Source organism: Actinophytocola xanthii, from assembly GCF_001921205.1.
Taxonomy (GTDB): domain Bacteria; phylum Actinomycetota; class Actinomycetes; order Mycobacteriales; family Pseudonocardiaceae; genus Actinophytocola; species Actinophytocola xanthii.
In genome coordinates this window covers 33,161-58,956 of the sequence record NZ_MSIE01000035.1, presented here as the reverse complement: position 1 = coordinate 58,956, position 25,796 = coordinate 33,161, and the positions used below count along the sequence as shown (strand labels likewise).

At 72.2% G+C, this 25,796-nt stretch carries 25 protein-coding genes; 15 read left to right on the top strand and 10 right to left on the bottom strand.

Features of this window, described 5'->3' with window-relative positions:
- Positions 1-98 precede the first annotated feature (98 nt).
- On the top strand, positions 99-1,502 hold the full coding sequence (locus BU204_RS19590) for a purine-cytosine permease family protein (RefSeq protein WP_075127156.1): 1,404 nt from the start codon (positions 99-101) through the stop codon (positions 1,500-1,502).
- Positions 1,503-2,363: 861 nt separating this feature from the next.
- A complete protein-coding gene (locus BU204_RS19585) occupies positions 2,364-3,074 on the top strand; it encodes a helix-turn-helix domain-containing protein (protein WP_075127155.1) in 711 nt (236 codons plus the stop codon).
- Here the strand turns inward: BU204_RS19585 and BU204_RS19580 are convergent.
- Entirely contained in the window at positions 3,056-3,634 is a 579-nt protein-coding gene (locus BU204_RS19580; RefSeq protein ID WP_075127154.1) for a dihydrofolate reductase family protein, read from the bottom strand. The two genes, BU204_RS19585 and BU204_RS19580, sit on opposite strands and share 19 nt — an antisense overlap.
- Positions 3,635-3,878: 244 nt before the next feature.
- Between BU204_RS19580 and BU204_RS19575 the strand changes: the two genes are divergently transcribed.
- From BU204_RS19575 to BU204_RS19555, 5 genes are all read left to right on the top strand, one after another.
- The gene (locus BU204_RS19575) at positions 3,879-6,203 is read left to right on the top strand and encodes a hypothetical protein (protein WP_143229601.1); all 2,325 of its coding nucleotides are present in this window, start codon (positions 3,879-3,881) and stop codon (positions 6,201-6,203) included.
- Positions 6,204-6,267: 64 nt separating this feature from the next.
- Positions 6,268-7,704: a pentapeptide repeat-containing protein gene (locus BU204_RS19570; protein ID WP_143229600.1), complete on the top strand. Its 1,437-nt coding sequence runs from the start codon at positions 6,268-6,270 to the stop codon at positions 7,702-7,704.
- A 155-nt stretch (positions 7,705-7,859) separates the two neighbouring features.
- On the top strand, positions 7,860-8,774 hold the full coding sequence (locus BU204_RS19565; RefSeq protein WP_075127151.1) for an ATP-binding cassette domain-containing protein: 915 nt from the start codon (positions 7,860-7,862) through the stop codon (positions 8,772-8,774).
- On the top strand, positions 8,771-9,535 hold the full coding sequence (locus BU204_RS19560) for an ABC transporter permease (protein WP_075127150.1): 765 nt from the start codon (positions 8,771-8,773) through the stop codon (positions 9,533-9,535). Before BU204_RS19565 ends, BU204_RS19560 begins: the two co-directional genes overlap by 4 nt.
- A complete protein-coding gene (locus BU204_RS19555; RefSeq protein WP_075127149.1) occupies positions 9,535-10,797 on the top strand; it encodes a streptophobe family protein in 1,263 nt (420 codons plus the stop codon). Before BU204_RS19560 ends, BU204_RS19555 begins: the two co-directional genes overlap by 1 nt.
- Before the next feature lie 4 nt (positions 10,798-10,801).
- On the opposite strand, the gene BU204_RS19550 is transcribed toward BU204_RS19555, so the two are convergent.
- Positions 10,802-11,341 carry a hemerythrin domain-containing protein gene (locus BU204_RS19550; RefSeq protein ID WP_075127148.1) on the bottom strand — a complete coding sequence of 180 codons (540 nt, stop codon included), beginning with the start codon at positions 11,339-11,341 and terminating at the stop codon, positions 10,802-10,804.
- Positions 11,342-11,415: 74 nt separating this feature from the next.
- On the opposite strand from BU204_RS19550, the gene BU204_RS19545 reads away from it, so the two are divergent.
- Positions 11,416-13,242 carry a S9 family peptidase gene (locus tag BU204_RS19545; RefSeq protein WP_075127147.1) on the top strand — a complete coding sequence of 609 codons (1,827 nt, stop codon included), beginning with the start codon at positions 11,416-11,418 and terminating at the stop codon, positions 13,240-13,242.
- Positions 13,243-13,246: 4 nt separating this feature from the next.
- Here BU204_RS19545 and BU204_RS19540 read toward each other — a convergent pair whose 3' ends face one another.
- On the bottom strand, positions 13,247-13,723 hold the full coding sequence (locus tag BU204_RS19540) for a Dps family protein (RefSeq protein WP_075127146.1): 477 nt from the start codon (positions 13,721-13,723) through the stop codon (positions 13,247-13,249).
- A 28-nt stretch (positions 13,724-13,751) separates the two neighbouring features.
- The gene (locus BU204_RS19535; RefSeq protein ID WP_075127145.1) at positions 13,752-14,309 is read right to left on the bottom strand and encodes an NADPH-dependent FMN reductase; all 558 of its coding nucleotides are present in this window, start codon (positions 14,307-14,309) and stop codon (positions 13,752-13,754) included.
- A 54-nt stretch (positions 14,310-14,363) separates the two neighbouring features.
- On the opposite strand from BU204_RS19535, the gene BU204_RS19530 reads away from it, so the two are divergent.
- Together BU204_RS19530 and BU204_RS19525 are read left to right on the top strand one after the other, a co-directional pair.
- Positions 14,364-14,756, top strand: coding sequence for a thiol-disulfide oxidoreductase DCC family protein (locus tag BU204_RS19530; protein ID WP_075127144.1), 393 nt, complete (start codon positions 14,364-14,366; stop codon positions 14,754-14,756).
- A gap of 27 nt (positions 14,757-14,783) precedes the next feature.
- A complete protein-coding gene (locus BU204_RS19525; protein WP_075127143.1) occupies positions 14,784-15,881 on the top strand; it encodes an alpha/beta hydrolase in 1,098 nt (365 codons plus the stop codon).
- Positions 15,882-15,894: 13 nt separating this feature from the next.
- Here BU204_RS19525 and BU204_RS40150 read toward each other — a convergent pair whose 3' ends face one another.
- A complete protein-coding gene (locus BU204_RS40150) occupies positions 15,895-16,071 on the bottom strand; it encodes a hypothetical protein (protein WP_158073483.1) in 177 nt (58 codons plus the stop codon).
- Between the two features lie 146 nt (positions 16,072-16,217).
- Between BU204_RS40150 and BU204_RS19520 the strand changes: the two genes are divergently transcribed.
- A complete protein-coding gene (locus BU204_RS19520; RefSeq protein WP_075127142.1) occupies positions 16,218-17,408 on the top strand; it encodes an MFS transporter in 1,191 nt (396 codons plus the stop codon).
- A 37-nt stretch (positions 17,409-17,445) separates the two neighbouring features.
- Here BU204_RS19520 and BU204_RS19515 read toward each other — a convergent pair whose 3' ends face one another.
- From BU204_RS19515 to BU204_RS19505, 3 genes are all read right to left on the bottom strand, one after another.
- On the bottom strand, positions 17,446-18,222 hold the full coding sequence (locus BU204_RS19515) for an NPP1 family protein (RefSeq protein WP_075127141.1): 777 nt from the start codon (positions 18,220-18,222) through the stop codon (positions 17,446-17,448).
- A gap of 98 nt (positions 18,223-18,320) precedes the next feature.
- Complete coding sequence (locus tag BU204_RS19510; protein ID WP_075127140.1) at positions 18,321-19,382, bottom strand: aspartate-semialdehyde dehydrogenase; 1,062 nt, start codon at positions 19,380-19,382, stop codon at positions 18,321-18,323.
- Positions 19,382-20,647, bottom strand: coding sequence for an aspartate kinase (locus BU204_RS19505; protein ID WP_075127139.1), 1,266 nt, complete (start codon positions 20,645-20,647; stop codon positions 19,382-19,384). The genes BU204_RS19510 and BU204_RS19505 overlap by 1 nt, the downstream gene beginning before the upstream one ends.
- Positions 20,648-20,787: 140 nt before the next feature.
- On the opposite strand from BU204_RS19505, the gene BU204_RS19500 reads away from it, so the two are divergent.
- From BU204_RS19500 to BU204_RS19485, 4 genes are all read left to right on the top strand, one after another.
- Positions 20,788-22,230 carry an ICP22 family protein gene (locus BU204_RS19500; protein ID WP_233160412.1) on the top strand — a complete coding sequence of 481 codons (1,443 nt, stop codon included), beginning with the start codon at positions 20,788-20,790 and terminating at the stop codon, positions 22,228-22,230.
- Positions 22,230-22,817: a nitroreductase family protein gene (locus BU204_RS19495; RefSeq protein WP_075127138.1), complete on the top strand. Its 588-nt coding sequence runs from the start codon at positions 22,230-22,232 to the stop codon at positions 22,815-22,817. The genes BU204_RS19500 and BU204_RS19495 overlap by 1 nt, the downstream gene beginning before the upstream one ends.
- 145 nt (positions 22,818-22,962) lie before the next feature.
- Entirely contained in the window at positions 22,963-23,475 is a 513-nt protein-coding gene (locus BU204_RS19490; RefSeq protein ID WP_075127137.1) for an RNA polymerase sigma factor, read from the top strand.
- A complete protein-coding gene (locus tag BU204_RS19485; RefSeq protein WP_075127136.1) occupies positions 23,472-24,236 on the top strand; it encodes a hypothetical protein in 765 nt (254 codons plus the stop codon). Before BU204_RS19490 ends, BU204_RS19485 begins: the two co-directional genes overlap by 4 nt.
- On the opposite strand, the gene BU204_RS19480 is transcribed toward BU204_RS19485, so the two are convergent.
- Positions 24,224-25,060, bottom strand: a complete 837-nt coding sequence (locus BU204_RS19480) for an SDR family oxidoreductase (RefSeq protein WP_075127177.1) — start codon at positions 25,058-25,060, stop codon at positions 24,224-24,226. The two genes, BU204_RS19485 and BU204_RS19480, sit on opposite strands and share 13 nt — an antisense overlap.
- A complete protein-coding gene (locus tag BU204_RS19475) occupies positions 25,060-25,794 on the bottom strand; it encodes an SDR family oxidoreductase (protein ID WP_075127135.1) in 735 nt (244 codons plus the stop codon). The genes BU204_RS19480 and BU204_RS19475 overlap by 1 nt, the downstream gene beginning before the upstream one ends.
- Positions 25,795-25,796: the final 2 nt, after the last annotated feature.

The following is a 25,796-nucleotide window of genomic DNA, read 5'->3' as shown; positions in this document are numbered from 1 at the left end:
TATCCAGCCGGGAGGAGGAACGCTAGCGATCTGTCCACTGTCGTCGGACCACGTGGAGTGTTGTCGTTGGCCGGTCACTCTGATGTGGAGGTTCGGCGATGACGGCGACACCAACCGACGCGACATCAACCGACGCGGTGCCCTTCGACAGGCACGGCATCGACCCCATTCCCGACGGCGACCGGGACTCGACGTCCTGGGAACAGTTCTGGATCTGGTGCGGCGCGAACATCGCGCCGATCAACTGGGTCCTCGGCGCGCTCGGGGTGACGCTCGGGCTCAGTCTGGTCGAGACCCTCGTCGTGATCGCCCTCGGCAACCTGGTCGGCTGCGCGGTGTTCGGGTTGTTCAACCTCATGGGCCACCGGACCGGGGTCAACCAGATGGTGCTTGGGCGGGCGGCGTTCGGCCGGCGTGGCGCCGCCGTGCCGGGTGTCGTCCAGTGCCTGCTCACGATGGCGTGGGTGGGCGTCAATACCTGGGTCGTGCTGGACCTGGTGCTGGCCGTCCTGCGTGAGCTCGGCATCTCCGGCGGGGTCGGGACGAGGTACGGCGTGGCCGCGGTGATCATGGTCTTGCAGCTCGGACTCGCGCTGTACGGCTTCTACGCGATCCGCACCTTCGAGAAGTACACGGTCCCGCTGACCGTGGCCGTGATGGTCGTGATGACCGTGCTCGCACTGGGCCAGGTCGACCTGCGCTGGTCCGAGGGCGCCGCGGCGACCGGCGCGGACAAGCTGACGGCCGTCACGCAGCTGCTCACCGCCATCGGCATCGGCTGGGGTGTCTCCTGGCTCCCCTACTCCGCGGACTACAGCCGCTTCGTCCGGCCCGGCACGTCGGGACGCAAGGTGTTCTGGGCGACCGCGCTGGGCATGTACGTACCGACCGTGTGGCTCGCCGGCCTGGGCGCGTGCCTGGCCAGCGCGGGCGCCGGCGCCGACCCCTCCGCGCTGGTGACCGCGACGTTCGGGGTGATGGCGATACCGGTCCTGCTGCTGATCATGCACGGCCCGGTGGCGACGAACATCCTCAACCTGTACTCGTGCTCGCTCGCCGCGCTGTCCGTCGGGATCCGGCTCGCCCGCTGGAAGCTGACCCTGGTCGCCGGGGCCGTCGCCTCGGCCGTGCTGGCGGTCTTCGTGCAGGCGGACAGCTTCGCGCACGCCTTCGACAACTGGATGGTGTCGATCCTGGTGTGGATCAGCCCGTGGGCCGGGGTAGTGCTCGTCGACTACTTCGTCCTGCGCCGCGGCAGGCTCGACATCCCCGGCCTCTACGACGACCCGAGCCGTTCGCCCTACGGCGGGGTGAATCGGCGGGCGCTCGTCAGCCTGGGACTGGGAGTGGTGGCGGGCTGGCTCTGGCAGTACGGTCTCGTCCCGCTCATGCGCGGCCCGATCGCCACCACGTTGGGGAACACCGACTTCTCGTGGCTCTCGGGCGCCCTCGTCGCCGGCGGCCTGCACTACCTGCTGGCAAGGTCTCGGCCGGCCTGGTGAGGAGCGGGGGGAACGGCACGACCAAAGCTCATGCGCCGGCCGATGCCCGACCAACGACGCCGTCGAACAAGTCGCCTTCCACGCTGCCTTCGGTCGCGGAGTCCGAGGCCTGAGGTGATGCCGGCGCGGGCGGTACCGCGAGCGGTACGGGTAACAGGTCCGTCGGTACGTCGGTGATGTGACCGACGCCGGGATCGGCTGACGAGGGCGGGTCTGGGTGGGTCGGCGGGTGGATGGTGGCCGACCTGTTCAGCGGCAGACCGTCGTTCACGACTGTCATGGGACGTCTCCTCCTCGCACGAGATGGCGACAGTGGTACCCGGGTCAGCCCGACGCCAACCCCCCGGCCTTGCCCCTGCCCAGGGGCAGGGTTCGAGCATGTGCGCATGAGCGAGTTCAAAGACGCGTGAAATCGCCTGGCGCAAGCTTCAAAATACGAAGCGTCGCCACCAGCACGGGAATTGCTGTCAGCAGCAACGCGATCCAGCCCAGGTAGTCCGTGGCCACCTTTCTGTGGCGCCGCCTCACGTGATCGTCGATGCTGCTGCTTGACTCGACTCGCACCCACGCTCTACTCCCCTCGTCGCGCGCAGACTTGGCCCACCTCCGACGAGGAGCCGTCAGACTCTCCAGCTCGTAACGAGCTTTCGTCGAGCTGCGGAAACCATCTGGATGGTCGCGTGGGGACCACTCAACTGTTACGAAGCCGCACCGGTCAGCGGGCGCGCGGCCACGGCGGAACGGCGACGTCGCTAACGCGGCGCGCGAGCCGGGGCGCACCGTCACGGTCGTGTGGCTGGTCTGGAGCCACGCGACGCTGAGCAACAGAGCACTCCGCCGAGCTCGGCGTATCCTTCGCGGGTGGGATTGCGGTTCGGGACGCGTCGGTCCGACTCGCCGTGGGTGGACAGTGTGTGGACCTGTACGAGCGAGCAGGTCACGGCGATGACGTCGGTCGCGGGGGTGCGGTGGGGCCTGGTGTTCTGGGAGCAGGCCGGCCAGCCGTACGCGGGCGTCACCGGTCCCGAGACCCGGGCCGGCACGGCACCTGTGCCGGAGGGCGCCACCTTCACCGGTATCGAGTTCGCCGTGGGGACCTCGTTACGGGCTGTGCCGACGTCGACGCTGGTCGACGGGGGGATCGGGCTCCCCGACGCCACGCGTCGGACGTTCCAGCTGGACGGCACGCGCTGGGAGACGCCCGGCCCCGACGACGCGGAGGCCCTCGTCGAGCGGCTCGTCCGAGCCGGGATCGTGGTTCGCGACCCGCTTGTCGCGGACGTGCTGCGGGGTGGCCGCCCGGGCGTCTCCGAGCGCACGGTCGAACGGCGGTTCCGGGCGGCTACCGGCCTGACGCGGGGCGCGCTGCGGCAGATCGAACGGGCCCGCACGGCGGCGGAGCTGCTGGCCGCGGGCGACGCGGCCGGTGACGTCGTCGCCAAACTTGGCTACTTCGACGAGCCGCACCTGGCTCGGGCGCTGCGCTCCTACGTCGGACGCACCGCGGGACAGCTGCGGGAGGGCGCCGGCGGCGCGATCGCCCTCGACCTGGATCAGCGCCTGACGTCGTAGACCAGCTTCAGGATCCCGTTCTTGTAGCTCTCCGACTCCCGCAGCGCCAGCATGTACTTGTCTCGGTCGGCCCGGTCGAAGAGGCTCTTTCCGGCGCCCAGCAGCACGGGGAAGACGAGCAGGTTGTACTGGTCGATCAGGCCGGCGTCCGACAGCCGTCGGGCCAGTTCGGCGCTGCCGTGGATGAAGATCGCGCCGCCGTCGCCCTTCTTGAGCGCGGCGACGTCCTCGGTCGAGCGCAGGATGGTCGTCGGGCCCCAGCCGTCGACGAGGGCGTCGTCGGGCAGCGTGCTCGACACCACGTACTTGGGCAGCTCCTTGTAGCCGGCGTGGTCCTCCGAGCCCGGCCAGACCGGGGCGAACGCCTCGTAGCTGCGGCGGCCGAACATCAGCGCCGTCGTGTCGGCGAGTTCCTCGCCCTTCAGCGACCAGGCTTCCGGCACGAACTCGAGGTCCTTGAACACCCACCCGCCGCTGCGGTGCTCCTCCCCCGGCCCGCCGCCTGGCGAGTCCACCACGCCGTCCAGCGACATGAAGCCGGTGTACACCAGGTCACGCATTGTGCTGTCTCCTCATGATCGGGCGAGCTGTTGGGGCAACGGTAGTTCGCCGGCGCGACGGACGTCTTGGACGGAAACGACAGCGCATGCTCGCCCGGGCCCGGCGAAACCGAGGTGCTCGGCAACACCGGCTGACCTAGCATCACGTGCGACATGGAGTAGATCAGCGGCAGATCGCCCGGCTTTACACCGGGAGGGCGCGGGTTCGAGTCCCGCCTCCATGGCCGGCCACCAGAGAGGAGCCATGGCCTACGAGTACGCGTTCGGGCAGCTCGAACGCGCCCTGCGGCGCTCGGTGTCCGATCGCGACCCTCGTATCCGGAAGAGAGCACGCGCGCGGGCGGCCCGGTGGGGCGAGGTGCTGGCCGGCATGGTGGACGGCACGCTCACCATCGGGTCACGCACTCCGGTCGCCGCGACGCCGGCGTGGGTCACCCTCGAGGTCGTGCAGGGTGGCTTCGCCACCGGCCGGTACCTCGCCGAGACCGACCTGCGCGACGACGAGGCCGCCCTGGTCGCGAACCTGCCCGCGGAGGCACCGGGCAGCACGCCCCGGGAGCGGCTCAACCTGTGGTACCTGACCGACGCGGGGTTGGCCGCGTTGCGGACGGCGCTGTCCAGCGGGAACTACCGGATCGACCTGCCGGAGGACGCCGCGCTGCCGGTGGTGGCGTGGCTGCTCGACGACGGCCAGCCCGTCGAACGGCACGCCTCGGCACTCGACGTGATCGCCGAGCTGCGCCCGCTGATGCACCGGCTGCGTTTCACGCCCCGGCCGACCACCACCCCGGCCCCACAGGGTGCGATGGTGCGGCTGCGGCCAGTCAGCGCCGTGCGGGAGTCGCTGCGCGAAATCACCACCAGCCGGCAGCTCGGCGCGATGCGGGAGACCCTCGGGGTGTGGCACCCGCTCTACGACCGGCTGGTCGAGCTGTGGAGCGACACCGTCGACGGCGAGCTGCCCCAGCGCACCGGCGAGTCGGTCACCGGCGGGTGGCCGTGCCGGGTGTGGCCAGCGGACTGGACCGCGCGGCGGGCGCGCTGGCTCGCCGACCACGCCGAGGCACTCCAGCGGCACCCGCTCGCGACCGCCCACCGGCATCCGCGCGGCAACTTCGCGCGGCTGCACGCCGCCCTGCTCGCGTGCGAGCGGGACAGCGGCGCGTTGTCCGGACGGGACGTCGGGCAGGTGCGGCGTGCGCTGGCCGACACGATCACCAAACACGGCGCGCCCGGCTCGGCGGCCCGGGTCCGGCTGCGGGCCACCCAGCGCGCGGTCGCCGCCCGGCCGACGCATGCCGCGCTGGCGGACGTGGTGGCCGGCCGACTCGACCGGTTCCCCGACGAGTCCGGGGTGCCCGCGGTGGAGCCGCTGACGCAGCCGACAACCGCGGACGAGGCACCCGGCGTTCCGGCCGGGGAGCCGGTGCCGCCGTCCCTGGTCGCCAAGGTGACCAGGGCACTGGAGGCACCGGTCGAGGAGCTCGTCGAGCGCGGCGTCATCCGCTCCGGGGACGTGCTCGCCACCGTGCTGCCCCAGCTGACCTCGTCGTTGCTGGCGGCGAGCATCGCCGATCCCGCCCTGGCCGGGCTCTACGCCCAGACCTACACCGCCTTCCGCCGCCGCCGCGGGCTGCTGCTGGTGGACCTCGCCCACCAGGTGGGGATCGAGGAGCTGCCGTGGATCGGGGCCCTCGAGCCGCTCCGGACCCACCGGCGAGCGCAGGCGGCGAACACGGCCAGGCAGACGTTGACCCAGGCCACCGTGCTCGCGCTGAGCTCGTTCCCCCAGGCGATCCTGCCCAACACGTTGGTGCGCGAGCTCGGTGCGCTGGCCAGGCAGGCGGAGCTGCGGCTGCCCCTGATGGAGGAGCTCGCGGCGGACATCTTCACCGGAAGGTTCACCAGGAAGTGGCGAGACGCCGCGGGCGTCGCCAGCCGGGTGCTGGCCGGCACCCTCTACGCCCGCTACTACGACCTGCCCGGCCCCGATCACTGGACCAGCGACGACCAGCACGGCCTGCGACAGGTGGTACTCGGCCGGCATGCCAAGCAGACCGCCAGGGCGTTCGCGGAGCTGTGCGTGCGGCGGGCGGCACAGGCGCAGGGGGACGCCTCCCGCTTCCGCCACAGCGTGGCTGCCAACGGCGTCGTGCTGGAGCAGAGCCAGATCCTCACCACGCACAACCTCGCCGTGCTGGTCGACGGGCTTGGTCTGGCGGACCGGGTGGCCGCGCTCGCCCCCGACCTGGCGGACCGCGCCCTGGAATGGGTGGTGCGCCGCCAGAAGATCCGGGTGGACGGTCACGCCGCCCTGCTCGCCTGGAAGAACAGCGCCTACGCGTGGCGACAGGCGATCTTCTTCCTCAGCTTCTGTGACCAGAGGGTCCAACGGGCGGCGGTCGAGCGCCTGCGCGACCAGATCGAGGACGCGGGCCTCACCCCACGGCTCTCCCCCGCCGCCGACGGTCTCGGCCACGTGGTCGAGGGTGGCAGGTTCACCGCCGACGGCACCACGGAAGGCGGTGGCCGCCGGCTGCTCGGCTGGTCCCTCGGCCCACGAGGGTGATCCCGTCCACGACCGGTATCTCGACGGCTGGCGCCCCGTTTTGGCTGGTGGAGACTCAGCGTGTATGCGTGGTCGTGAGTTTCTCAGGCGGGTTGACGTGGTGGTACCGGCCGGTGCCGGGCTGGTGTTGTCGGGCGTTCTGGTCAGCGCCGGCGGGTGGGTCGACTGGGGCGAGGTCGCGCGATGGGTGTGGCCGCGGGGGTGGTGGCTCTTGGGCTGGGGCCTGACGGTGGCGTTGCTCGTCGTCGCCGTGGTGCGGTCGGTCCGCCGGACCGACCGGCAGCAGGCGGTGACCTACACCGTGCTCTCCCCGCGGGCGATCCTCACCTGGTCGGTGGGGATCGTGCTGGTGGGGGTTGGGGTGGTGGTCTGGCTGCTGCTCGCCTACACCGGCGGGGACCACACCGCCAACCGCGTGCAACTCGACGCCATCCGCACGGCGGGCACCATCGTGGTCGGGGCGGGGGGCGCTGCCGCGCTGCTGCTCGCGGCTCGGCGGCAGCGCAGTGCGGAGATCGCACTGAAGCAGAAGGACCGGGACCAGGCCGACGTCGCCCGCGCGCACGCGCTCCAGGAACGGGTCGCCGAGCAGACCCGACTGCACCAGGAACGGGTGGCCGCGGCCACCGAGAAGGACGCCGAGGCACGGCGGATCACCGATCTCTACACCAAGGCCGCCGACCAGCTCGGCTCGGAGAAGGCGCCGGTCCGGCTCGCCGGCCTCTACGCGCTCGAACGCGTGGCCCAGGACCACCCGGAGCAGCGGCAGTCGATCGTCAACGTCGTCTGCGCCTACCTGCGCATGCCCTACAGCCCGCCCCCGGACAACGAGGACGGCAGCCAGCAGAACCACCGGGAACGGGTGCAGGAACGCGAGGTCCGGCTCACCGCCCAGCGGATCCTCACCGAGCACCTGAGCCCGGGGCCGGGCCCGGAGGTCGCGGCCACCTTCTGGGAGAAGATCAACCTCGATCTCACCGGCGCCACCCTCACCAACCTCAGCCTCATCGACTGCGCCGTCCAGACCGCCACGTTCGAGTCGGCCACCTTCCTCGGCCACGCCGGCTTCTACGCCGCCACCTTCACCGGCTTCGCCACCTTCGCGGAAGCCACGTTCAGCGGGCCCGCCACCTTCGCCGAGGGCACGTTCGCCGGCCCCGCGAACTTCAGGGCGGCCACCTTCGCCGGTCCGGCCACCTTCGCCTCGGCCACCTTCATCGACTACGCCGCCTTCCACGCCGCCACGTTCACCGACGACGCCACCTTCTACGCCGCCACCTTCACCGACCACGCCGACTTCGCCGAGGCCACGTTCACCGGCGACATCATGTTCGGGTCCGCCACGTTCACCGACTACGCGGACTTCAGGCACGTCACCTGCACCGCCCGCGCCGACTTCGGGTCGACCACGTTCAGCGACGACGCCGACTTCGCGGAGACCGCGTTCACCGGCGGGGTGCCGGAGGAGGTTCGGCGGTACCGGTCCGACCGAGATCACTGAGGGGTTGCTGGGAGTTCCGGGCGGACCTACCGGGGCGCCGGCCGCAGCGGCTGCTCGGGGTGTCGGCTCTCCCGGGAAGCGCCCAGGTTCTCCCAGGGTTGGTTCACCTTGCGTCTGCAGGCTTCACCTCACGTCAACTAGGTGAAGGAGAGCAGATGATCGAGGTACGGGGGTTGTCCAAACGGTACGGCGACACGGTCGCGGTCGACGACCTCACGTTCGTCGTCAAGCCGGGGCTCGTCACCGGGTTCCTCGGGCCCAACGGCGCCGGCAAGAGCACGACCATGCGGATGGTCCTCGGGCTCGACGAGCCAAGCGAGGGGGCCGCGACCGTGGGTGGGCGGGGATACCGGAAGCTGACCGCGCCCATGCGGGAGGTCGGCGCGCTGTTGGACGCCCGGGCGGTGCACCCCGGGCGCACGGCGCGGGACCACCTGCGGTGCCTGGCGCAGAGCAACGGGATCGGAGACCGGCGGGTCGACGAGGTGCTGGGCGTCGTGGGGCTGGAGAGCGTCGCCCGGCGGCGGGTGCGGACGTTCTCCCTCGGGATGAGCCAGCGGTTGGGGATCGCGGGCGCCCTGCTGGGCGACCCGGGCGTGCTGATCTTCGACGAGCCGGTGAACGGGCTCGACCCGGAGGGCATCCGGTGGGTTCGCGATCTCATGCGCGGGCTGGCCGCCGAAGGGCGGACCGTGCTCGTCTCCAGCCACCTGATCAGCGAGATGGCGTTGACCGCACAGCATCTGGTGGTCATCGGGCGGGGGCGGTTGATCGCGGACACCTCGGTGGAGGAGTTCATCGGCGGGGAGGAGCAGCAGGGCGTGCTGGTCCGCACCCCGGATGCGGAGGTCCTCGCACGGGCGCTCCGGAACGCGGGTGCGGTAGTGCGGAACGAGCACGGCGAGGCTCTCCACGTGTCCGGAATGGACAGTCTACGGGTCGGCGAGGTCGCGATGCACTCCGGGGTCGCGCTGGCCGAGCTGACGCCGGAACGGCTCTCGCTCGAGGACGCCTTCATGGCGCTCACCAGCGAAAGCGTCGAGTACGCGGCCAGCGAGGAGGTCCGATGAACACCCTGGGACACACCGTCCGTTCCGAGTGGACGAAGCTGCGCAGCCTTCGGTCCACCGCCTTCACGCTGCTCACCGCGGCCGTGCTGGCGGTGGGGCTGAGCGTGCTGTTCAGCAGCGGCGCGGTGCGCAACGGCGCTGAGGAGGGCGGATACGAGCCCACCACCGCGAGCCTGCAGAGCTTCGTCCTGCTCCAGGTCGTCATCGCGGTCCTCGGGGTGCTCGTCGCCACCTCCGAGTACGCCACGGGCATGATCCGGACCAGTCTCACCGCGGTCCCGCGTCGAGGGCGGCTGCTCGCGGCCAAGGCACTGGTGTTCTCCGCCGTCGGACTCGTCGTCGGCCAGCTGGTGGCGTTCGGGTCGTTCCTGGTGGGGCAGGCCGTACTCGCCGCGTCGGACGGCCGGTACGCGACGCTGGGCGACCCGACGACCCTGCGCGCGGTGATCGGCTGCGGGCTCTACCTCGCCATGATCGGGCTGCTGGGCGTCGCTGTCGGCGTGCTCGTGCGGGCCACCGCGGGCGCCGTCGTGGCCATGATCGCGGTCACCCTGCTCGTCCCGCTGCTGACCACGGCGCTACCGGCGCCGGTGGCCGAGGCCGTCGCCAGGTTCGGGCCGTTCGGCGCCGGCACCCGGGTCATGGCGGTCGACCCGGACCCGGTCCTGCTCTCGCCGTGGGCCGGGTTCGGGGTGCTCTGCCTGTGGGTCTTCGCCACCCTTGCCGCGGCGGCCGTCGTCCTCGGGCGGCGGGACGCGTGATGGGCCGACCGGGACCCGGGTGGGCCGTGCTGGAGGGAGCCGCCGCGGGCCTCGCGGCGGTGGTGGTGATGGCCGGGCTCTGCGCGTTCGGGCTGGCCCAGCTCGGCGCGGAGGAGGTGCCGGCGATGACGGCGGCCGCCGTGGCGCTGGCGGTCGGCGGGTCGGTGGACCTCACGGCCAGCGCCTCCGGGCAGGCCGCCGAGCTCGGCGCGGGGCTGCACGGCACCGCCCAGCTGATGCCGCTCGGGGTGTCCCTGGTCGGAGCGGCGGTTCTCGTGCTGGCGTTCTGGGCACCGGTGCGGCGGCGGACGCCGGCCGCGGAGGAGTTGGCGACCCGGGCCTTCGCGGCGGCGGCGGCGTTCCTGGCTTCGGTGGCGGTGCTGGCGCTGCTCGGCCGGGGACGGCTGCCGCTCGCCGGCCTGGGGTTGCGCGCCGGGCGCGACCGCCCCGGGCGAGGGCTGCCGCCGGGGCTCGCCGAACGCCTCGAGGACCGGGCGCGGGCCGGCGGGCCCGCCGGCGAGGCGAGGTTCAGCGCCGACGTGGCCGCGGCGGTCGGCGCGGGTCTGCTGTGGGTGCTCGTGGTCCTCGCGGTGGGCTGGCTCGTGTCCGGCCGCGGCCCCCTGCCCCCGCGCTGGACCTGGGCACACCGACTCCGCCCGGCGGTGACCTCGACGGTGCTGGTGCTGGTCGTGCTCGCCGGGTTGGCCACCGCGGCGGGCCTGGTGCTTGGCCTGGTCGGCCGGAACGGGTCGCTGGCCGGCGGCGTGCTGTTCGCCGGCGCGACGGGCGTCCTCGCCCTGCTGGGACTCGGGCTCGGCGTGCCGTGGTCGGCCTCGGCCAGCGGACCGATGACGAGCCTGGTGCCACCCGACCGGCTGCCCGACGGGGTCCTGGACGCCGGGGGGTGGCCGGCGACCCTCGCCTTCGCGGCGGTGACGCTGCTGGTCACCGCCGTTCTTACGGCCCGGCACGACCGAGACGCCGGCGAGGGGCCCAGGTGGCTCCGCGCGGCGACAGCGGGGCTGCGGCACGGCCTGGTCGTGGCGGCCGCGCTGGCCGTCGCGACGCTGCTGGCCGGCGCCTCGGTCGAGTTCGGCGTCTCGGTGCTCGGCTCCCAGCTGATGGGCGCGGAGCTCCGGCTGAGCGGGAACGTCCTGCTGACCCTCGTCCTCGGGTTCGTCGCCGGCGCGGCGGCCGGCGCCGTCGGCCGACTCGCCGTCGACCTGGCTCGGCGCCGGTCTCCGTCCACCGTGGACAGCTGAGGGGTCAGTCCAGCTTGCCCTCCCGGCGGCTCCTGGCCACGAGCTTGCGGACGTTCTCGACGGTGCCGCAGTTGTCGTCGATCTGGCGATTGCGTTCCTTGACGAACAGGTCACCAAGCTCCGCCTTCGCCCGGTCCCCCAGCGCCTCTCTTGCCGGGTTGAGGATGGTCAGCTCCTCCTCGACGATGTGGTGGTTCAGCACGCCAGAGAGCTCCTCCACCGCATCGTCGAAGGCCTTGGTGCCGGTTCCCTTGAGCTCCAGGACCGCGAGCAGCGCCTCGTGCCCCTCGGCGTGCTCCTCGGCGCCGTGCTCAGCCTCGTCCTCCCCCACCGCGTCGCGCTTGCTCAGCTTGGGGTAGACGAACTTCTCCTCCGCCTCGGCGTGCGCCACGAGCACGGTCGCGAGCGCGTCGCGGACGGCGGCGCGGTCCGAGCTCGTGTCGCGCAGGTTCCGCAGCAGCTCCTCGAACAGGCGGTGGTCTTCCAGGATCAGCTCGATCACGTCACCCGAAACCGGGCGGCCAACGTCGACGACATGCTTCATACGACAGTTCTACTCGGCCCGGGCCGTTCCGGCTCAACGAATGAGGCAGTATCGAAGCCGTGAGCAACCACCCCATGGCCGAGGTCCCCGACACGCTGTTCGCCGACCCCGAAGCCGAGCAGCGCTGGCGAGCCCGGTTCACCGCCGCCCGCGTGTCGCTTCCGCGGTGGGCCCAGGACGCGCCGGACCGCAACCTGTTCCTCTCCAACTCCAGCGGGGTGTGGGAGGTCTACGCCTGGGACCGCGCGACGGACACCCGGCGCCAGGTCACCGACCGGCCCAACGGCACCTCCTACGCCGCGATCAGCCCGGACGGCGAGTACATCTGGTGGTTCGCCGACTCCGACGGCGACGAGTTCGGCACCTGGGTGCGTGAGCAGTTCGCCGGGCGACCCGCCGGCGCCGGTCCGGAGCCCGCTGTGCCGGGTACCCCGGCGGGTTACCCCGCGGGGGTGGAGATCGGGCGGTCGGTCGCCGCGGCGGGCGTGTCCAACGACGACGGCACGACGATCTTCCTGTCCCGCGGCGGCGCCGAGGCCACGGTGATCTACCAGGACGAGCACGACGGCGGGGTCGCCGCGCTCTCCCGGGACGAGACCCTGCTCGCGATCGCGCACTCCGAGCACGGGGACAACCGGCACTCCGCGCTGCGCGTGCTCTCGGTGGCCGACGGCTCGACGGTCGCCGAGAAGTGGGACGGCAAGGGCAAAGGGCTGGACGCCATCGGGTTCAGCCCGATCGCCGGTGACCAGCGGCTCCTGGTCCTGCACGAGCGCCGCGGCCGCGAGGAGCTGCTGGTCTGGGACCTCGCCACCGACAGCGAGACCGAGATCATCCTCGACCTGCCGGGCGAGGTCGTCGCCGAGTGGTCAGCGGACGGGCGGTCGATCATCGTGGTGCACACCCACGAAGCCAGGAACGCCATGTACCGCTACGACTTTGAGACCAGCGAATTGTCCCTACTGGACACTCCTAATGGGACCATAAGTTCGGCCGCGGTGCGTCCGGACGGGACCGTCGAGTACGTGTGGTCCAACGCGGCACAACCACCGGTGGTCCGGGCGCTGCATTCCGACGGGACCGAGCGGGTGCTGCTCGAAGCGCCGGGGCACAAGGCACCGGCGTCGGTCGAGCTGCAGGACGTGTTCGTGCCGGCGACCGAGATCGGGCAGGTGCACGCGCTCTACGCCCGGCCGGCGCTCGCCCCCGAGGGCCCGTTGCCGACGGTGTTCACCCTGCACGGCGGCCCGCACTCGGCCGACGAGGACCGGTTCTCGGCCTACCGCGCCGCCTGGCTCGACGCCGGGTTCGCGGTGGTGCACGTGAACTATCGGGGCTCGACCGGCTACGGCTCGGCCTGGAAGGACGCGATCGAGGGCCGACCCGGCCTGACCGAGCTCGAGGACGTGGCGGCGGTGCACGCCTGGGCAGTGGAGAAGGGCTTGGCCGACCCCGCACGCTGTGTGGTCAACGGCGCGTCCTGGGGCGGCTACCTGGCATTGCTCGCGCTGGGCACCCAGCCCCAGCTCTGGGCGGCCGGGGTGGCGGGGGTGCCGGTGGCCGACTACCTGGCTGCCTACGACGACGAGATGGAGCCGCTGCGGGCGTTCGACCGGGCGCTGTTCGGCGGCTCGCCGGACGAGGTGCACGACAGGTACGTCGAGTGCTCCCCGATCACCTACGTCGACCAGGTCCGCGCCCCGGTGCTGGTGATCGCGGGCGAGAACGACCCCCGCTGCCCGATCCGGCAGATCGACAACTACCTCGACCGGCTCGCCGTGCGGCACGCCTCGTACCAGGTGTACCGCTACGACGCGGGCCACGGCTCGCTCGTGGTCGCCGAGACGATCAAGCAGATCGCCATCGAGATCCACTTCGCGCGCCGGGCCCTCGGTCTGTAGCGGGTCAGGCGGTCTGCGCCTGCCACATCCAGTGCTGCTTCTCGAGCTCGGCGGCGATCTCGATCAGCAGGTCCTGGGTCACCAGGTCGGACTTCTCGGCGGCGTCGATGCGCTCGCGCAGGCGGCCGATCACGGTGCCGAGGATCTCGACGATCGTGGCGACGGTGGACTCCACGGTCTGCCAGTTCTCGGGGTAGTCGGGGAGCCCGGAGCTCTCCACGACCGTGCGTGCCTTGCCGTTCGGGGAGATTCCGATCGCGTTGGCACGCTCGGCGACATCGTCGGTGTACTGGCGCGCGGCGTTGACCAGCTCGTCGAGCTGGAGGTGCACGCTGCGGAAGTTGGAGCCGACGACATTCCAGTGCGCCTGCTTGGCGATCAGGGACAGGTCGATGAGGTCGACGACCGTCGCCTGGAGAACGGCACCCGTCGCCTCGCGTTCGGCATCGCCCAGTGGGCTGGTGATCGGAGACTTGGTCATGCTTCCGGCATACCCCTCCTCCGGCGGCTCATACGCGGGATGTGGCGAACTCCACGACCTGCAGACCGATGGTGCGCAGCGACGCGGCGACCTTCTCGTCGCTGCACTCGCCGTCGGGCCCGAAGGAGACCTGGGCGGAGTTCACCGCGGCGCCGAGCGGGGTCGGCCATCCCCGCAGCGCGTGCACGATGGAGCGCAGCGAGGTCAGCGTGGTCACGGCCGCCTGCCAGCCGCGGGCCGTTGCCACACAGCCCACGGCGCGGCCGTCGAGGTAGGGCCGCGGATCCTCGCGGAGGTCCTCGATGTAGTCGAGGGCGTTCTTCACCAGCCCGGAGATGGTGCCGTGGTAGCCGGGCGAGACCAGCACCACGCCGTCGGCGGCCCGCAGCTCCTCCACCAGCCGGGTCGCGATCCCCGGGCGTTCCTCGTCCGCGGGGTCGTAGAACGGGAGGACCAGGTCCGCGCCGGAGACCATCGTCGTCTTCGCGCCGGCGAGCGCGGCTCCCTCGAGTGCGATGCGCAGGGCACGCTCGGACTGCGAGTCCGTCCGCAGGGATCCGCCGATGCCCACCACGTTGACAGTCACACCGCTCCCTTCGCCCTCCGCGAATCATCCCGCATCTGGTGCCACCATGGGGGCATGGTGGGGACGCTCATCTTCGACGGCGAGTGCGGGTTCTGCACCCGCGCTCGGAACGTGCTGGTGCGGTTGGACCGGCGGGACCGGGTCGCCACCGTGCCCTACCAGCGGGCCGGGGTCGCCGAGGAGGCCGGTGTGAGCCGCGCCGCACTGGCCGAGGCCGTGTTCTGGACGGGCGAGGACGGTGGGCGCTACTGGGGGGCGGAGGCGATCAACGCCGCGCTGTCCGCCGCGCTCGGCACCCGGTTGCCGCTGCGGCTCTACTGGCTGCCCGGGGTTCGGTGGCTGCAGGACCGGGTGTACCGCTGGGTCGCGGCCAACCGGCACCGGCTCCCCGGCACGACGCCCTGGTGCACTGCCGAACCGGGCGCCTGCCTGCCCCGCGGCAGGTAGCCTGCACCCGAAGGTCTGGGAGGCCGCATGTCGACGCTGATCAGCAGGGTCCCGCCGTCCGTGCAGGGTGCCGCACTGCACGGGGTCTTCGCACTGCCGCAGCCGCTGCGCCGGCTGCTCGCCGGCCCACCCATCCGCCGCGACGGGCTCGAGCTGGCGCTGGACGCCCAGCTGCTGCTGCGCATGATGGCGCTGTCCGACATCTCGCTGAGCTCCTCGAGCGCGGAGGCCGCCCGGATCAGGACCGAGGCCAGCCGGCACGTGCTCGGCGGAGCGGTCGTGAGCGGCGTGCGGACCAGGAACCTGAACCTGCCGGCGGCGCAGGGCACGCTCCCGGCCCGGCTGTACGAGCCGCGGGGCCTGGCGCCGGGCTCGCCGCTGCTCGTGTACTTCCACGGCGGCGGCTGGGTCATCGGCAGCGTTGACAGCCACGACGGGCTCTGCCGCTACCTGGCCGCGCAGGCCGGTGTGCGGGTGCTGTCGGTGGGCTACCGCCTGGCGCCGGAGTACCGGTTCCCGACGGCGGCCGACGACGCGTTCGCCGCGTTCCGGTACGCCACGGCGAACGCGGAGTCGCTCGGCGCCGACCCGGCCGCGGTGGCGGTCGGCGGGGACAGCGCGGGGGGCAACCTGGCGGCCGTGGTCTGCCTGGACGCGCTGCGCGAGGGCGGTCCGCGACCGGTCTTCCAGCTGCTGTTCTACCCGGCGACCGACCCGTCGGTGCGGCGTCGCTCGCGGGACCTGTTCGCCGACGGCTTCTTCCTCACCGACGAGGACATGACGTGGTTCATCGACCACTACTGCCCGGACGTCGAGAGCCGGCGCGACCCGCGGGTCGCGGTGCTGCTCGCCGAGGACCTGCGGGGCCTGCCACCGGCCTACGTGGCAACGGCCGGCTTCGACCCCCTGCGCGACGAGGGCAACGCCTTCGCCGACCGCCTGCGGGAGGCCGGCGTCCCGGTGGTGAAACACCAGCACGACGATTTGATTCACGGGTTCGTGAACTTCATCGGGCTGGGGACGCGTTTCCGGGAGGCGGTCGCGGAGGCCGCGGGTGCGCTGTGCACCGGCCTGGCGCTGCGCTCCCGGGCCAACGTCGTCGACCTCTTCGGCCCGACAGCCTGAGCCGCGCCGGCCCTCACCCTCCGGTCGAACGGCAGGGCGCGCAGTAGCCGCGGAAGACCACCTCCGCGGCCTCGAGGAGGAAGCCGGCGGGTGAGGTGGGGTGGGCGCCGACGACGCAGTGGACGGGCTCGGTGCGGCCGCAGGCTCGGCAGACCAGGCGGTGGGTGGCGGGCGCCTGCTGGGCACGCACGGTCGAGCTCGAGCGGTCGGGCTGGTCGTTCGTGCTGATCTGTCGCGCACCACCTTCTGCAGCGGGCCAGGAAATCTCGCGAGAACTGTCGGGGTCCGGTCCTACATTGAGGCCACCGCACGCCCGACGAGAGGTCACATCCAACCATGCGGCTGTACCGGAGAACGCTGGCGCTGCCCGGTGTTCGCACCCTGATGGTGTTGGTGTTCTTCGCCCGCATCCCTCTGTCCGCGGCCGGCATGGTGTTGACCCTGCACGTCGCGGTCGGGCTCGGCCACGGGTACGGGGCGGCCGGGGCCGCGGGCGCCGTCGTGACGATCGGCATCGCGGTGGGCGCCCCGGTCATGGGCCGCGTCGTCGACCGCTACGGGTTGCGGCCGATGGTGCTAGTGACGACCGCCTGCGAGGCCGCGTTCTGGGTGCTCGGCCGCTACCTTCCCTACCCGGGGCTGCTCGTGGCGGGGTTCGTCGGCGGACTCCTGGTCCTGCCCGTGATGTCGATCGCCCGCCAGGCCGTCGCCGCGCTCGTGCCGCCCGACCTGCGGCGCACCGCCTACTCGATGGACTCGATCTCCGCCGAGATGTCGTTCATGGTCGGCCCCGCGATGGCGGTCGTGCTGGTCACCCAGTTCTCCTCGGCGACGGCGATGTTGAGCATGGCCATCGGGATCGCCGCGGTCGGCGCCGCCCTGTTCTTGGTGAACCCCGCCGTGCGCAGCGAGCAGGAGAAGGCGGCCGACACCGGTGAGCGCGTGCCCCGGCGGGTCTGGCTCACCCCGCGGATGATCGCGGTCCTGGTGATCGGGGCGGGTGCGGTGTTCATCCTGGCCGGCACCGAGGTGGCGATCGTGGCACAGCTGCGGGAGAACGGGGAACTCACCTACACCAGCATCGTGGTCACCGTGTGGGCGGCGGTCTCGGCGGTGGGCGGGCTGGTCTACGGGGCGCTGTCCCGCTCGCCCGGCCAGGTGACGTTGATGGCCTGGCTGGGTCTGCTGACGATCCCGATCGGCCTGGTCGGGGGTTCCTGGTGGATGCTCACGCTGGTGCTGCTGCCCGCGTCGGCGCTGTGCGCGCCGACGATCGCGGCCACCGGTGAGGGGGTCGCCCGCCTGGCGCCGGCTACCGCCCGGGGCGAGGCGAGCGGGCTGCAGTCCTCGGCGTTCACGCTGGGTTCCGCGGCCGGGGCGCCGCTGGTGGGCTTCGTCGTCGACCACTCGAGCCCGGCGTGGGGCTTCGCCGTGGCCGGCGCGGGCGGGGTGCTCGTGGCCGGCCTCGCCGCCGTCCTCATCGCACGGCAACGCCGCGCCGAACCCGTGGTGACCGTGCCCGCGTGAGCGGGCGGAGGTTGTCCACAGGGATGATCCACAGTGTTCACAACCCTCGCGCGTACGGGTCGAACGGGATCCCGGCCGGCTTCGCCCTGGCCAGGTTCTGCTCGAACGCCCCGTCCTTGATCGCCAGGCTGGCGCTGCCGAAGTTCGCCTGGACCAGCCGGTCTCGGATGCCCGGCGGAAAGTGGTCCCAGCTCACCAGGTCGGGGTACTGCCAGGCGCGGTAGTGGTTCTCCGGCTGCTCGGTCGCGCCCGCCAGGCGGAAGCAGTGGGTGCTGGCGCCGTCCTTGTGGTAGACGATCTTCGCGTGCGTGCCCTCCCAGGCCACCGCCGACCGCGGGTGGGTCCCGTAGTTCCCGTGGGCGGACACCGAGACGAACTCCGCGGAGTTCGTGGCCTGGTTCACCCAGATCACCACGTGCTCGATGTCGTGCCGGTGGCCGCAGCAGTCGATGCCGGGCACCGCCTGGTCCTTCTCGAAGTACAGGTCGTAGAGGTAGGCGCACCAGCCCCGGTCGCACTTGGACCGGGAGTAGGAGTTCGTGTTGTCCAGGTCGGACTGGTCGTGGCAGTTCCCGTTGAGCGCGCCCGAGTTGTTCAACCCGCCGTTCAGCGTGCCGTCCGGCCCGATGGCCGGCGTCGGGTAGCACCCGTCACCGTCGTAGTCGAAGGCCGGCTGCCACCTCCCGTCGGCCTGGGCGAAACTGGCCGGCAGCGCGGTGGGGGGCGCTGCCCAGGCGACGCCCGGCAGCAGGACCACCAACCCCAGCGCGACGACCACGGCGCGTACGGCGAACGAGATTCTTCTCCGACCCATGGCAGAGCCTCCCGGGCAACGTGCGTGACAAACCGAACGTAACCAGGAGCAACCACAAAGTCACCGGAAGGACGCGAACAACCGACAAACGTTCGGCGTCAGCTCTCGGCGGCCAGTGCCTCCGCGATCTCGTAGGTGTTCAGCGCCGCCCCCTTGCGCAGGTTGTCGCCACACACGAAGAAGTCGAGCGTGTTCGGGAAGTCCAGCGCCTGCCGGATCCGGCCCACGTAGGTCGGGTCGGCGCCGACCACGTCGGCCGGCGTGGGGAAGACCCCCTTCGCCGGGTCGTCGACGACGACCACCGACGGCTGGGCCGAGAACACCGCACGGGCCTGGTCGACGGTCACCTCGCGGGCGAACGTGGCGTGGACGGCGAGCGAGTGCGTGGTCACCACCGGGACGCGGACGCAGGTCGCGGACACCTTCAGGTCCGGGATGCCGAGGATCTTGCGGGACTCGTTGCGGACCTTGAGCTCCTCGGAGAACCAGCCGTCACCCTTGTAGGAGCCCGCCGCCGGCACGACGTTCAGCGCCAGCGGCGCCGGGAACGGAGAGTCTGAAAAGGACAGACCGGCGGCCTCGACGGCCTCGCGCACGTCGCCCGCGCGCACCCCGACCCCCTTGCCGACGACAGCGGCCAGCTCGGCGTAGAGGCGGTCGATGCCGGCCGCCCCGGCTCCGGAGACCGCCTGGTAGGAGGCCACGACGAGCTCACGCAGGCCGAACTCGCGGTGCAGGGCACCGAGCGAGGCCATCATCGACAACGTCGTGCAGTTCGGGTTCGCGATGATTCCCCGCGGCCGCTCGGCGACCTTGTCGAGGTTGCACTCCGGCACGACCAGCGGCACCTCGTCGTCCATCCGGAACGCTCCGGAGTTGTCGACGACGACCGCGCCGCGCTCGGCGGCGATCGGGGCCCACTCCGCGGAGATCTCGTCCGGCACGTCGAACATCGCGATGTCCACGCCGTCGAAGACCTCCGGGGCCAGGGCGAGCACGGTCAGCTCCTCGCCCCGGACGGTGAGCTTGCGGCCGGCCGAGCGCGCCGAGGCGATCAACCGCACCTCGCCCCACGGCCAGCTCGGGCGCTCGTTCATCAGCTCGATCATCACGGACCCGACGGCACCGGTGGCGCCGACCAGGGCGAGGGTGGGGGCCATCAGCGACCGCTCCCCGCGTACACCGTGGCGACCTCGTCGCCGCCGAGCTCGAACGCCTCGTGGATCGCCCGCACCGCCTCGTCGAGGTCGGTGTCGCGGATCAGGACCGAGATCCGGATCTCCGAGGTCGAGATGATCTCGATGTTCACCCCGGCCTTGGCCAGCGCCTCACAGAAGGTCGCCGTGACGCCCGGGTGGGAGCGCATCCCCGCGCCGACCAGCGACACCTTGCCCACGTGGTCGTCGTAGAGCACCGCGCTGAAGCCCAGCTCGTCCTTGATCTTCTCCAGCGCGGCGACCGCGGCCGGGCCGTTGTCCTTGGACAGCGTGAACGTGATGTCGGTGCGACCGGACACGGTGCTCGAGACGTTCTGCAACACCATGTCGATGTCGATCTCGGTGTCGGCGACCACCCGGAAGATCCGGGCGGCGACGCCGGCCTGGTCCGGCACGCCGGTCACGGTCACCTTCGCCTCGGACCGGTCGTGTGCGACGCCGGTGATCATCGCCTGTTCCACGGAAATGTCCTCCACTGAGCCGGTCACGATCGTCCCCGGCTTGTTGGTGTACGACGAGCGGACGTGGATCGTCACGCCGTAGCGGCGGGCGTACTCGACACAGCGCAGCATCAGCACCTTCGCGCCGGAGGCCGCCATCTCGAGCATCTCCTCGTAGGAGACCCGGTCCAACCGCCGCGCGTTGGTCACGATGCGTGGGTCGGCGGTGTAGACGCCGTCCACGTCCGTGTAGATCTCGCACACGTCCGCGTTCAACGCGGCGGCCAACGCGACGGCGGTGGTGTCCGAGCCGCCCCTGCCGAGCGTGGTGATGTCCTTGGTGTCCTGGCTGACGCCCTGGAAGCCGGCGACCAGGCAGATGTAGCCGCCGTCGAGCGCCTGCTGCACCCGGCTCGGCGTGACGTCGATGATCCGCGCCTTGCCGTGGGCGGAGTCGGTGATGACGCCGGCCTGGGAGCCGGTGAACGATCGGGCCTCGGCCCCCAGCGCCCCGATCGCCATCGCGACCAGCGAGTTCGAGATGCGCTCCCCGGCGGTGAGCAGCATGTCCATCTCGCGCGATGGGGGCACCGGGTTCACCCGCTGGGCGAGGTCGAGCAGCTCGTCGGTGGTGTCCCCCATGGCCGAGCACACCACGACGACGTCGTTGCCGGCCTTGCGGGTGGCGACGATGCGCTCGGCGACCCGCTTGATGCGGTCCGCGTTCTCCAGAGAGGACCCGCCATACTTCTGGACCACGAGCGCCACTGTCCGAAACCTCCTCGAAGCGACCCGTTCAGGAGCCTAACCGAGGGGTGCCGTCCTCCCCAGCGCCTGTGTGCTCGCCGCCACGTGCGAGGACGCCCCCTAGGCTGTACCGGCCGGCAGATGGCATGGGAAGGATCGGGGTGTCTGCGACGGAAGTGACGCGAGCCGACTCCGACGAGGAGGAGTCCGGACGGCCGGGGGCCGCCAGCACCGGCGCCAGCACCGCCGACGATGCCGCCGACGGCCCTTCGTCGGCGCCGGAGCCGACGAGCGAGCGGGTCGAGCGACCAGAGCCGACCACTGCCCCGACGCCGGAACCGACCCCCAGGCAGGCCCCCGAGCCGCCGTCGGCACTGACCGGCAAGCAGGCCCCTGGGCCGCCGTCGGAACCGACCGCGAAGCGGACCCTCGAGCCACCGTCGGCGCCCAGCCCGGGACGGCGGTGGACCGTGCGCCGGGTCGGCATGCTGCTCGCCCCGGCAATGATCTTCCTGGCGGTGCGCGAGCTCGGCCTGCTGGTGCTGGGCTGGATGGCCGCGGAGAACGACCGGTCGGTGACCGAGGCCCTGCGGTCCTGGGACGGACAGTGGTTCCTGGCCATCGCCGAGGGTGGCTACACCGGGGTGCCGGCGAGCCTGGTCGACGCGTTCGGCAACCGCACCACCGCCACGCCGCTCGCCTTCTTCCCCGGCTACCCCACCGCCATCCGCTGGCTCGCCGGGATCGACGGCGACGGCGGGATCGGGCTGGTCTCCGCCGCGTTGACGGTGACGATCGCGGCCGGCATCGCCTGCTCCTACGCGCTGGCCAGGCTGGGCCGGCACGTCCGCGGCGGCTCCGAGCGGGCCGGGTTGATCCTCGTCGCGCTGTTCGCCGCCGCGCCCATGTCGGTCGTGCTCTCGATGGCGTACTCGGAGGCGATGTTCTGCGCGCTGGCCGCCTGGTCACTGGTCGGCGTGCTCGAGCGGCGGTGGCTGCTGGCCGGGGTGGCCTGCGCGCTGGCCGGCCTGGTCCGGTCGACCGGCGCGGCGCTGGTCCTCGCGGTCGCGCTCGCGGTCATCGTGGCGATCGGGAAGCGCCAGGACGGGTGGCGGCCGTGGGTCGGCGGGCTGCTCGCGCCGGTCGGGCTGATCGGGTACCTGGCCTGGGTCGGCGTGCAAACCGGCACCTGGGACGGCTGGTTCCAGCTCCAGGAGCGCGGCTGGGGCACCGGCTTCGACGGCGGCGCGGCCACCGTGCGGTTCAGCCTGGAGGCACTGGCCGACGCCAGGTCGGTGCTCGAGGTGACCACGGTCGGGTTGATCGTGCTGGCGGTCGTCCTGCTGGTCGTCTGCGTGGTGCGCCGGGTGGAGTGGCCGCTGGTGGTGTACTCGGCCGGGGTGCTGGCGATGGACCTCGGGTCCAACGGCCTGATGAACTCCAAGGCCCGGCTGATGCTCCCGGCCCTGGCCCTGCTCATCCCGGTCGCCCTCGGCCTGGCCAGGCGGCGGCCTGCCACGATCGTGCTCACGCTGTGCGGGCTGGCGTTGGCCAGCTCCTGGTTCGGCGCCTACTCGCTCACGTCCTGGGCATACGCGATCTGATGGACAAGGACGCCGAGACCAGCGTGCCCGTGCACGAGCTGATCAGGACCCGCTGGAGCCCTCGGGCACTCGACCCGAACGGCCAGGTCAGCGAGGTGGCCCTGCGAGCGATGCTGGAGGCGGCGCGCTGGGCACCGTCCAACGGCAACACCCAGCCGGCGCGGTTCATGGTCGGCCGGCGGGGCGATGAGACCTACGAGCGGATCCTCGCCCTGCTCTCCCAGCGCAACCGGGAGTGGGCCTGGCCCTCGGCGGTGCTGGTCCTGGCCTGCGTGGCGACCAGGAACGAGAAGGGCCAGGTGCCGATGGCCGAGTACGGCGTCGGCCTGGCCGTGCAGAACCTGGTGCTCCAGGCCGTCGCGGAGGGTGTCGCCGCCCACCAGATGGGTGGTTTCGACCGCGAGGGCGCCAAGCTCAGCTTCGCCCTGCCCGAGGACATCCAACCCCTGGTCGTGATAGCCCTGGGCACCCTCGGCTCCCCCGACCAGCTCGACGACGCCCGCCGCGACCGCGAGCTGGCCCCGCGCCGGCGCAGGCCGCTCGCGGAGCTGGCCTTCACCGGCGAATGGGGCAATCCGGCCTTCTGAGTTCACGATCACGGCCCGTCGCGCCTCCCACTACCGACAGAGAGTGAGGCGAACATGGATCCCATCCTCGCGGCGGCCATCCTCCTGGTCGTCGAACGGCTCCTGCGGGCCGGCACGCTCACCGTCCAGCTCCGGATCGGCCGCGATGAACCCCCACGAGCCCGCTGACACGGCCCGCCCGGTCGCGCCGACCGGCACCGACGAGGAGTTCTCGGCCTTCTACCGGCTGAACGTGAAACACCTGGTGGGGTTCCTGATCCTGCAGGGCGGCTCGTCGGTCGACGCCGCCGACGTCGCCCAGGAGACGATGTGCACGGCCTACCGGCGGTGGAGCGCCATCGAGCACCCCCGTGCCTGGGCCTTCCGGGTCGCGTCCCGTGGGTTGGCCCGCCGGATGTTCGCCGTGGAGACGCCGACGGCGAACCCGCCGGAGCCGACCCCACTCTGGCGGGGCGGCGAGGCCGACCTGACGGCGCTGCGTACCGACCTCGTCGAGGCGCTGGCGGCGCTGCCGCCCCGGCAGCGCCAGGTCCTGGCCTGGAGCCTGTACGAGTACACCCCCGCCGAGATCGCCGAGGAGCTCGGCATCGACGTGGACGCCGTGCGGTCCAGCCTGTACAAGGCGCGCCGGGCCATCGGGAAGGACCACCTCCGATGAGCGCCGATCCACTCCACGACCTGCACGACCTGCTCGACACCGTCCTGGACGTCGAGGCCGGCCTGCGCGACGCCACCCTGGCCCGGCGGCGGTCGGCGATCGACAACGCGCTCGAGGCAGCCCTCGACCCCGAGGCCGGGTTGTGGACGATCCTCCCCAGCGAGCCGCGTCCGCGCCGCCGAGGGCTGCGCGGGCTGGCCGGGTTCACCGCGATGGCTGTACACGAGCCGCCGGCCGCGCGGCTCCGCTTGCTGGCCGCACTCGAAGCGGGGGTCGCGCGGGCGACGCGGGAGGCGCTGCACCAGTGGGAGCGGTGGGCCGCCGCCGATCCGAAGACCGACGTCTTCCGGACCGACGACGAGTTCTACCAGTACTTCGCGGCCACGTGCCGGCCCGATCTGGAGAGCGTTGACCGCGTGGGTGGCCTCGGGCGGGGGTACCAGCGGTCGCTTGCCCATGATCTGGAGAACGTCCGGGGATGGGTCACCCTGGGCAACACCAGGCGAGCGCGCGAGGTGGCCTGGTCCATCGTCCGCACGCGCGAGGACCTCGTTCATGCCCTGGCGGACTTCTCCGGAGTGGATCTGGCCGAGCTGGAGCTGGAGTCGGCGAACCTGGCCGGCGTGCGGTGGTCGAGCACGACCGTGTGGCCGCCGGGCTGGGCGGAACGGATCCGGGAGCGGTCGGTCCAGGTGGCGCCGGACCTGTTCGAGGTCAGGGAGGACCCTCGGGTGGACGAGTGGGTGGATCAGGTTCCGTAGACCGGTGTCGCCTCCGGGGCCTCGGCCAGCAGGGCACCGACGACCCGGCCGAGGTCGGCGGGGTCCCACCGGGTGCCGTTGTCCACGGTCGGGCCGCGAACCGGACCGTTGACGACGGTGATCCGGCCACCCTCCACCTCGAAGACGCGGCCGGTCACCGCGCCGGACTCGGGGCCGGCGAGCCAGACCACCAGCGGGGACACGTGCTCCGGCCCGGGGAGGTCGGGGAACAGCGACTCGGTCATCCGGGTCCTGGCCGCGGGCGCGATGGCGTTGACGGTGACGCCGTAGCGGGCCAGCTCCGCGGCCGCGACCAGGGTCAGGCCGAGGATGCCTGCCTTGGCGGCCGAGTAGTTGGCCTGGCCGACGCTGCCCCACAGGCCGGCGCCCGAGCTGGTGTTGATCACCCGTGCGGCCACCGGCTCACCCGCCTTCGCGGCCGCGCGCCAGTGCGCGGCGGCGTGGCGCATGGTCAGGAAGTGGGCCTTGAGGTGCACCCGCACCACGTCGTCCCACTCCTGTTCGGACAGCGACACCAGCATCCGGTCCCGCACGATGCCGGCATTGTTGACCAGCACGTCGAGCCGGCCGCACCTGGAGACGGCCGACTCGACCAGGGACTCGGCACCCTCCGAAGTCGACACATCGAGGTCGTGGGCGAGCGCGCTGCCGCCGGCCGCGGTGATCTCCTCGACCACGGGGGCGGCCGCCCCACCCACGTCGTTGACCACCACCGCGGCGCCCCGGCGAGCCAACTCCAGCGCGTGCGCACGGCCGATTCCCCGACCGGCTCCGGTCACCACCGCCACCCGGCCGGCGAGCATCACGACGGCACCGCGTTCGACGCGGCAAGGAACGCGGGGCGCTCCCCGCCGCCGTGCACGGTCAGGGTGCTCCCGGTGACGTAGGAGGGCGCGGCCAGGTACAGGCAGGCCTGCGCCACGTCGGCGGGAGTGGCCATCCGTCCCATGGGGATGGTCGAGCCCACCGCGGCCACCCCGTCGGCGTCCCCGTAGTGCAGGTGGGACAGCTCGGTGTCGACCGGGCCCACGACGACCGTGTTCACCCGGACCCGCGGCGCCCACTCGACGGCGAGGCTGGCGGCGAGGTTGGCCAGGCCCGCCTTGGCCGCTCCGTAGGCAGCGGTGCCCGGCGAGGGCCTGGTCCCGGCGACGCTGCCGACCATCACGATCGCCCCGCCGGACTCCTGCTCCTGCATGACCGCGTTCGCCCGCTGGGACACGTGCAGCGGGGCGACGAGGTTCAGCTCGATGATCTTGGCGTGCAGGCGGGGCGAGGCGGTGGCGGCCTGCGCCGGCGGTGCCCCGCCGGCGTTGTTGACCACGACGTCGAGCCGCCCGAACTCCTCGACGACCGCGGACACCAGGCCGTCCACCTGGGCGGGGTCGCGGACGTCTGCCCGGTGGTAGCGGACCTCGGACTCCGCGGCCGAGCGACCGCAGGTCACCACGTGCGCGCCGGCCGCGGCGAATGCGCGGACGATGCCCAGGCCCACCCCGCGGGAGCCGCCGGTGACCAGTACGACCCGCCCAGACATGT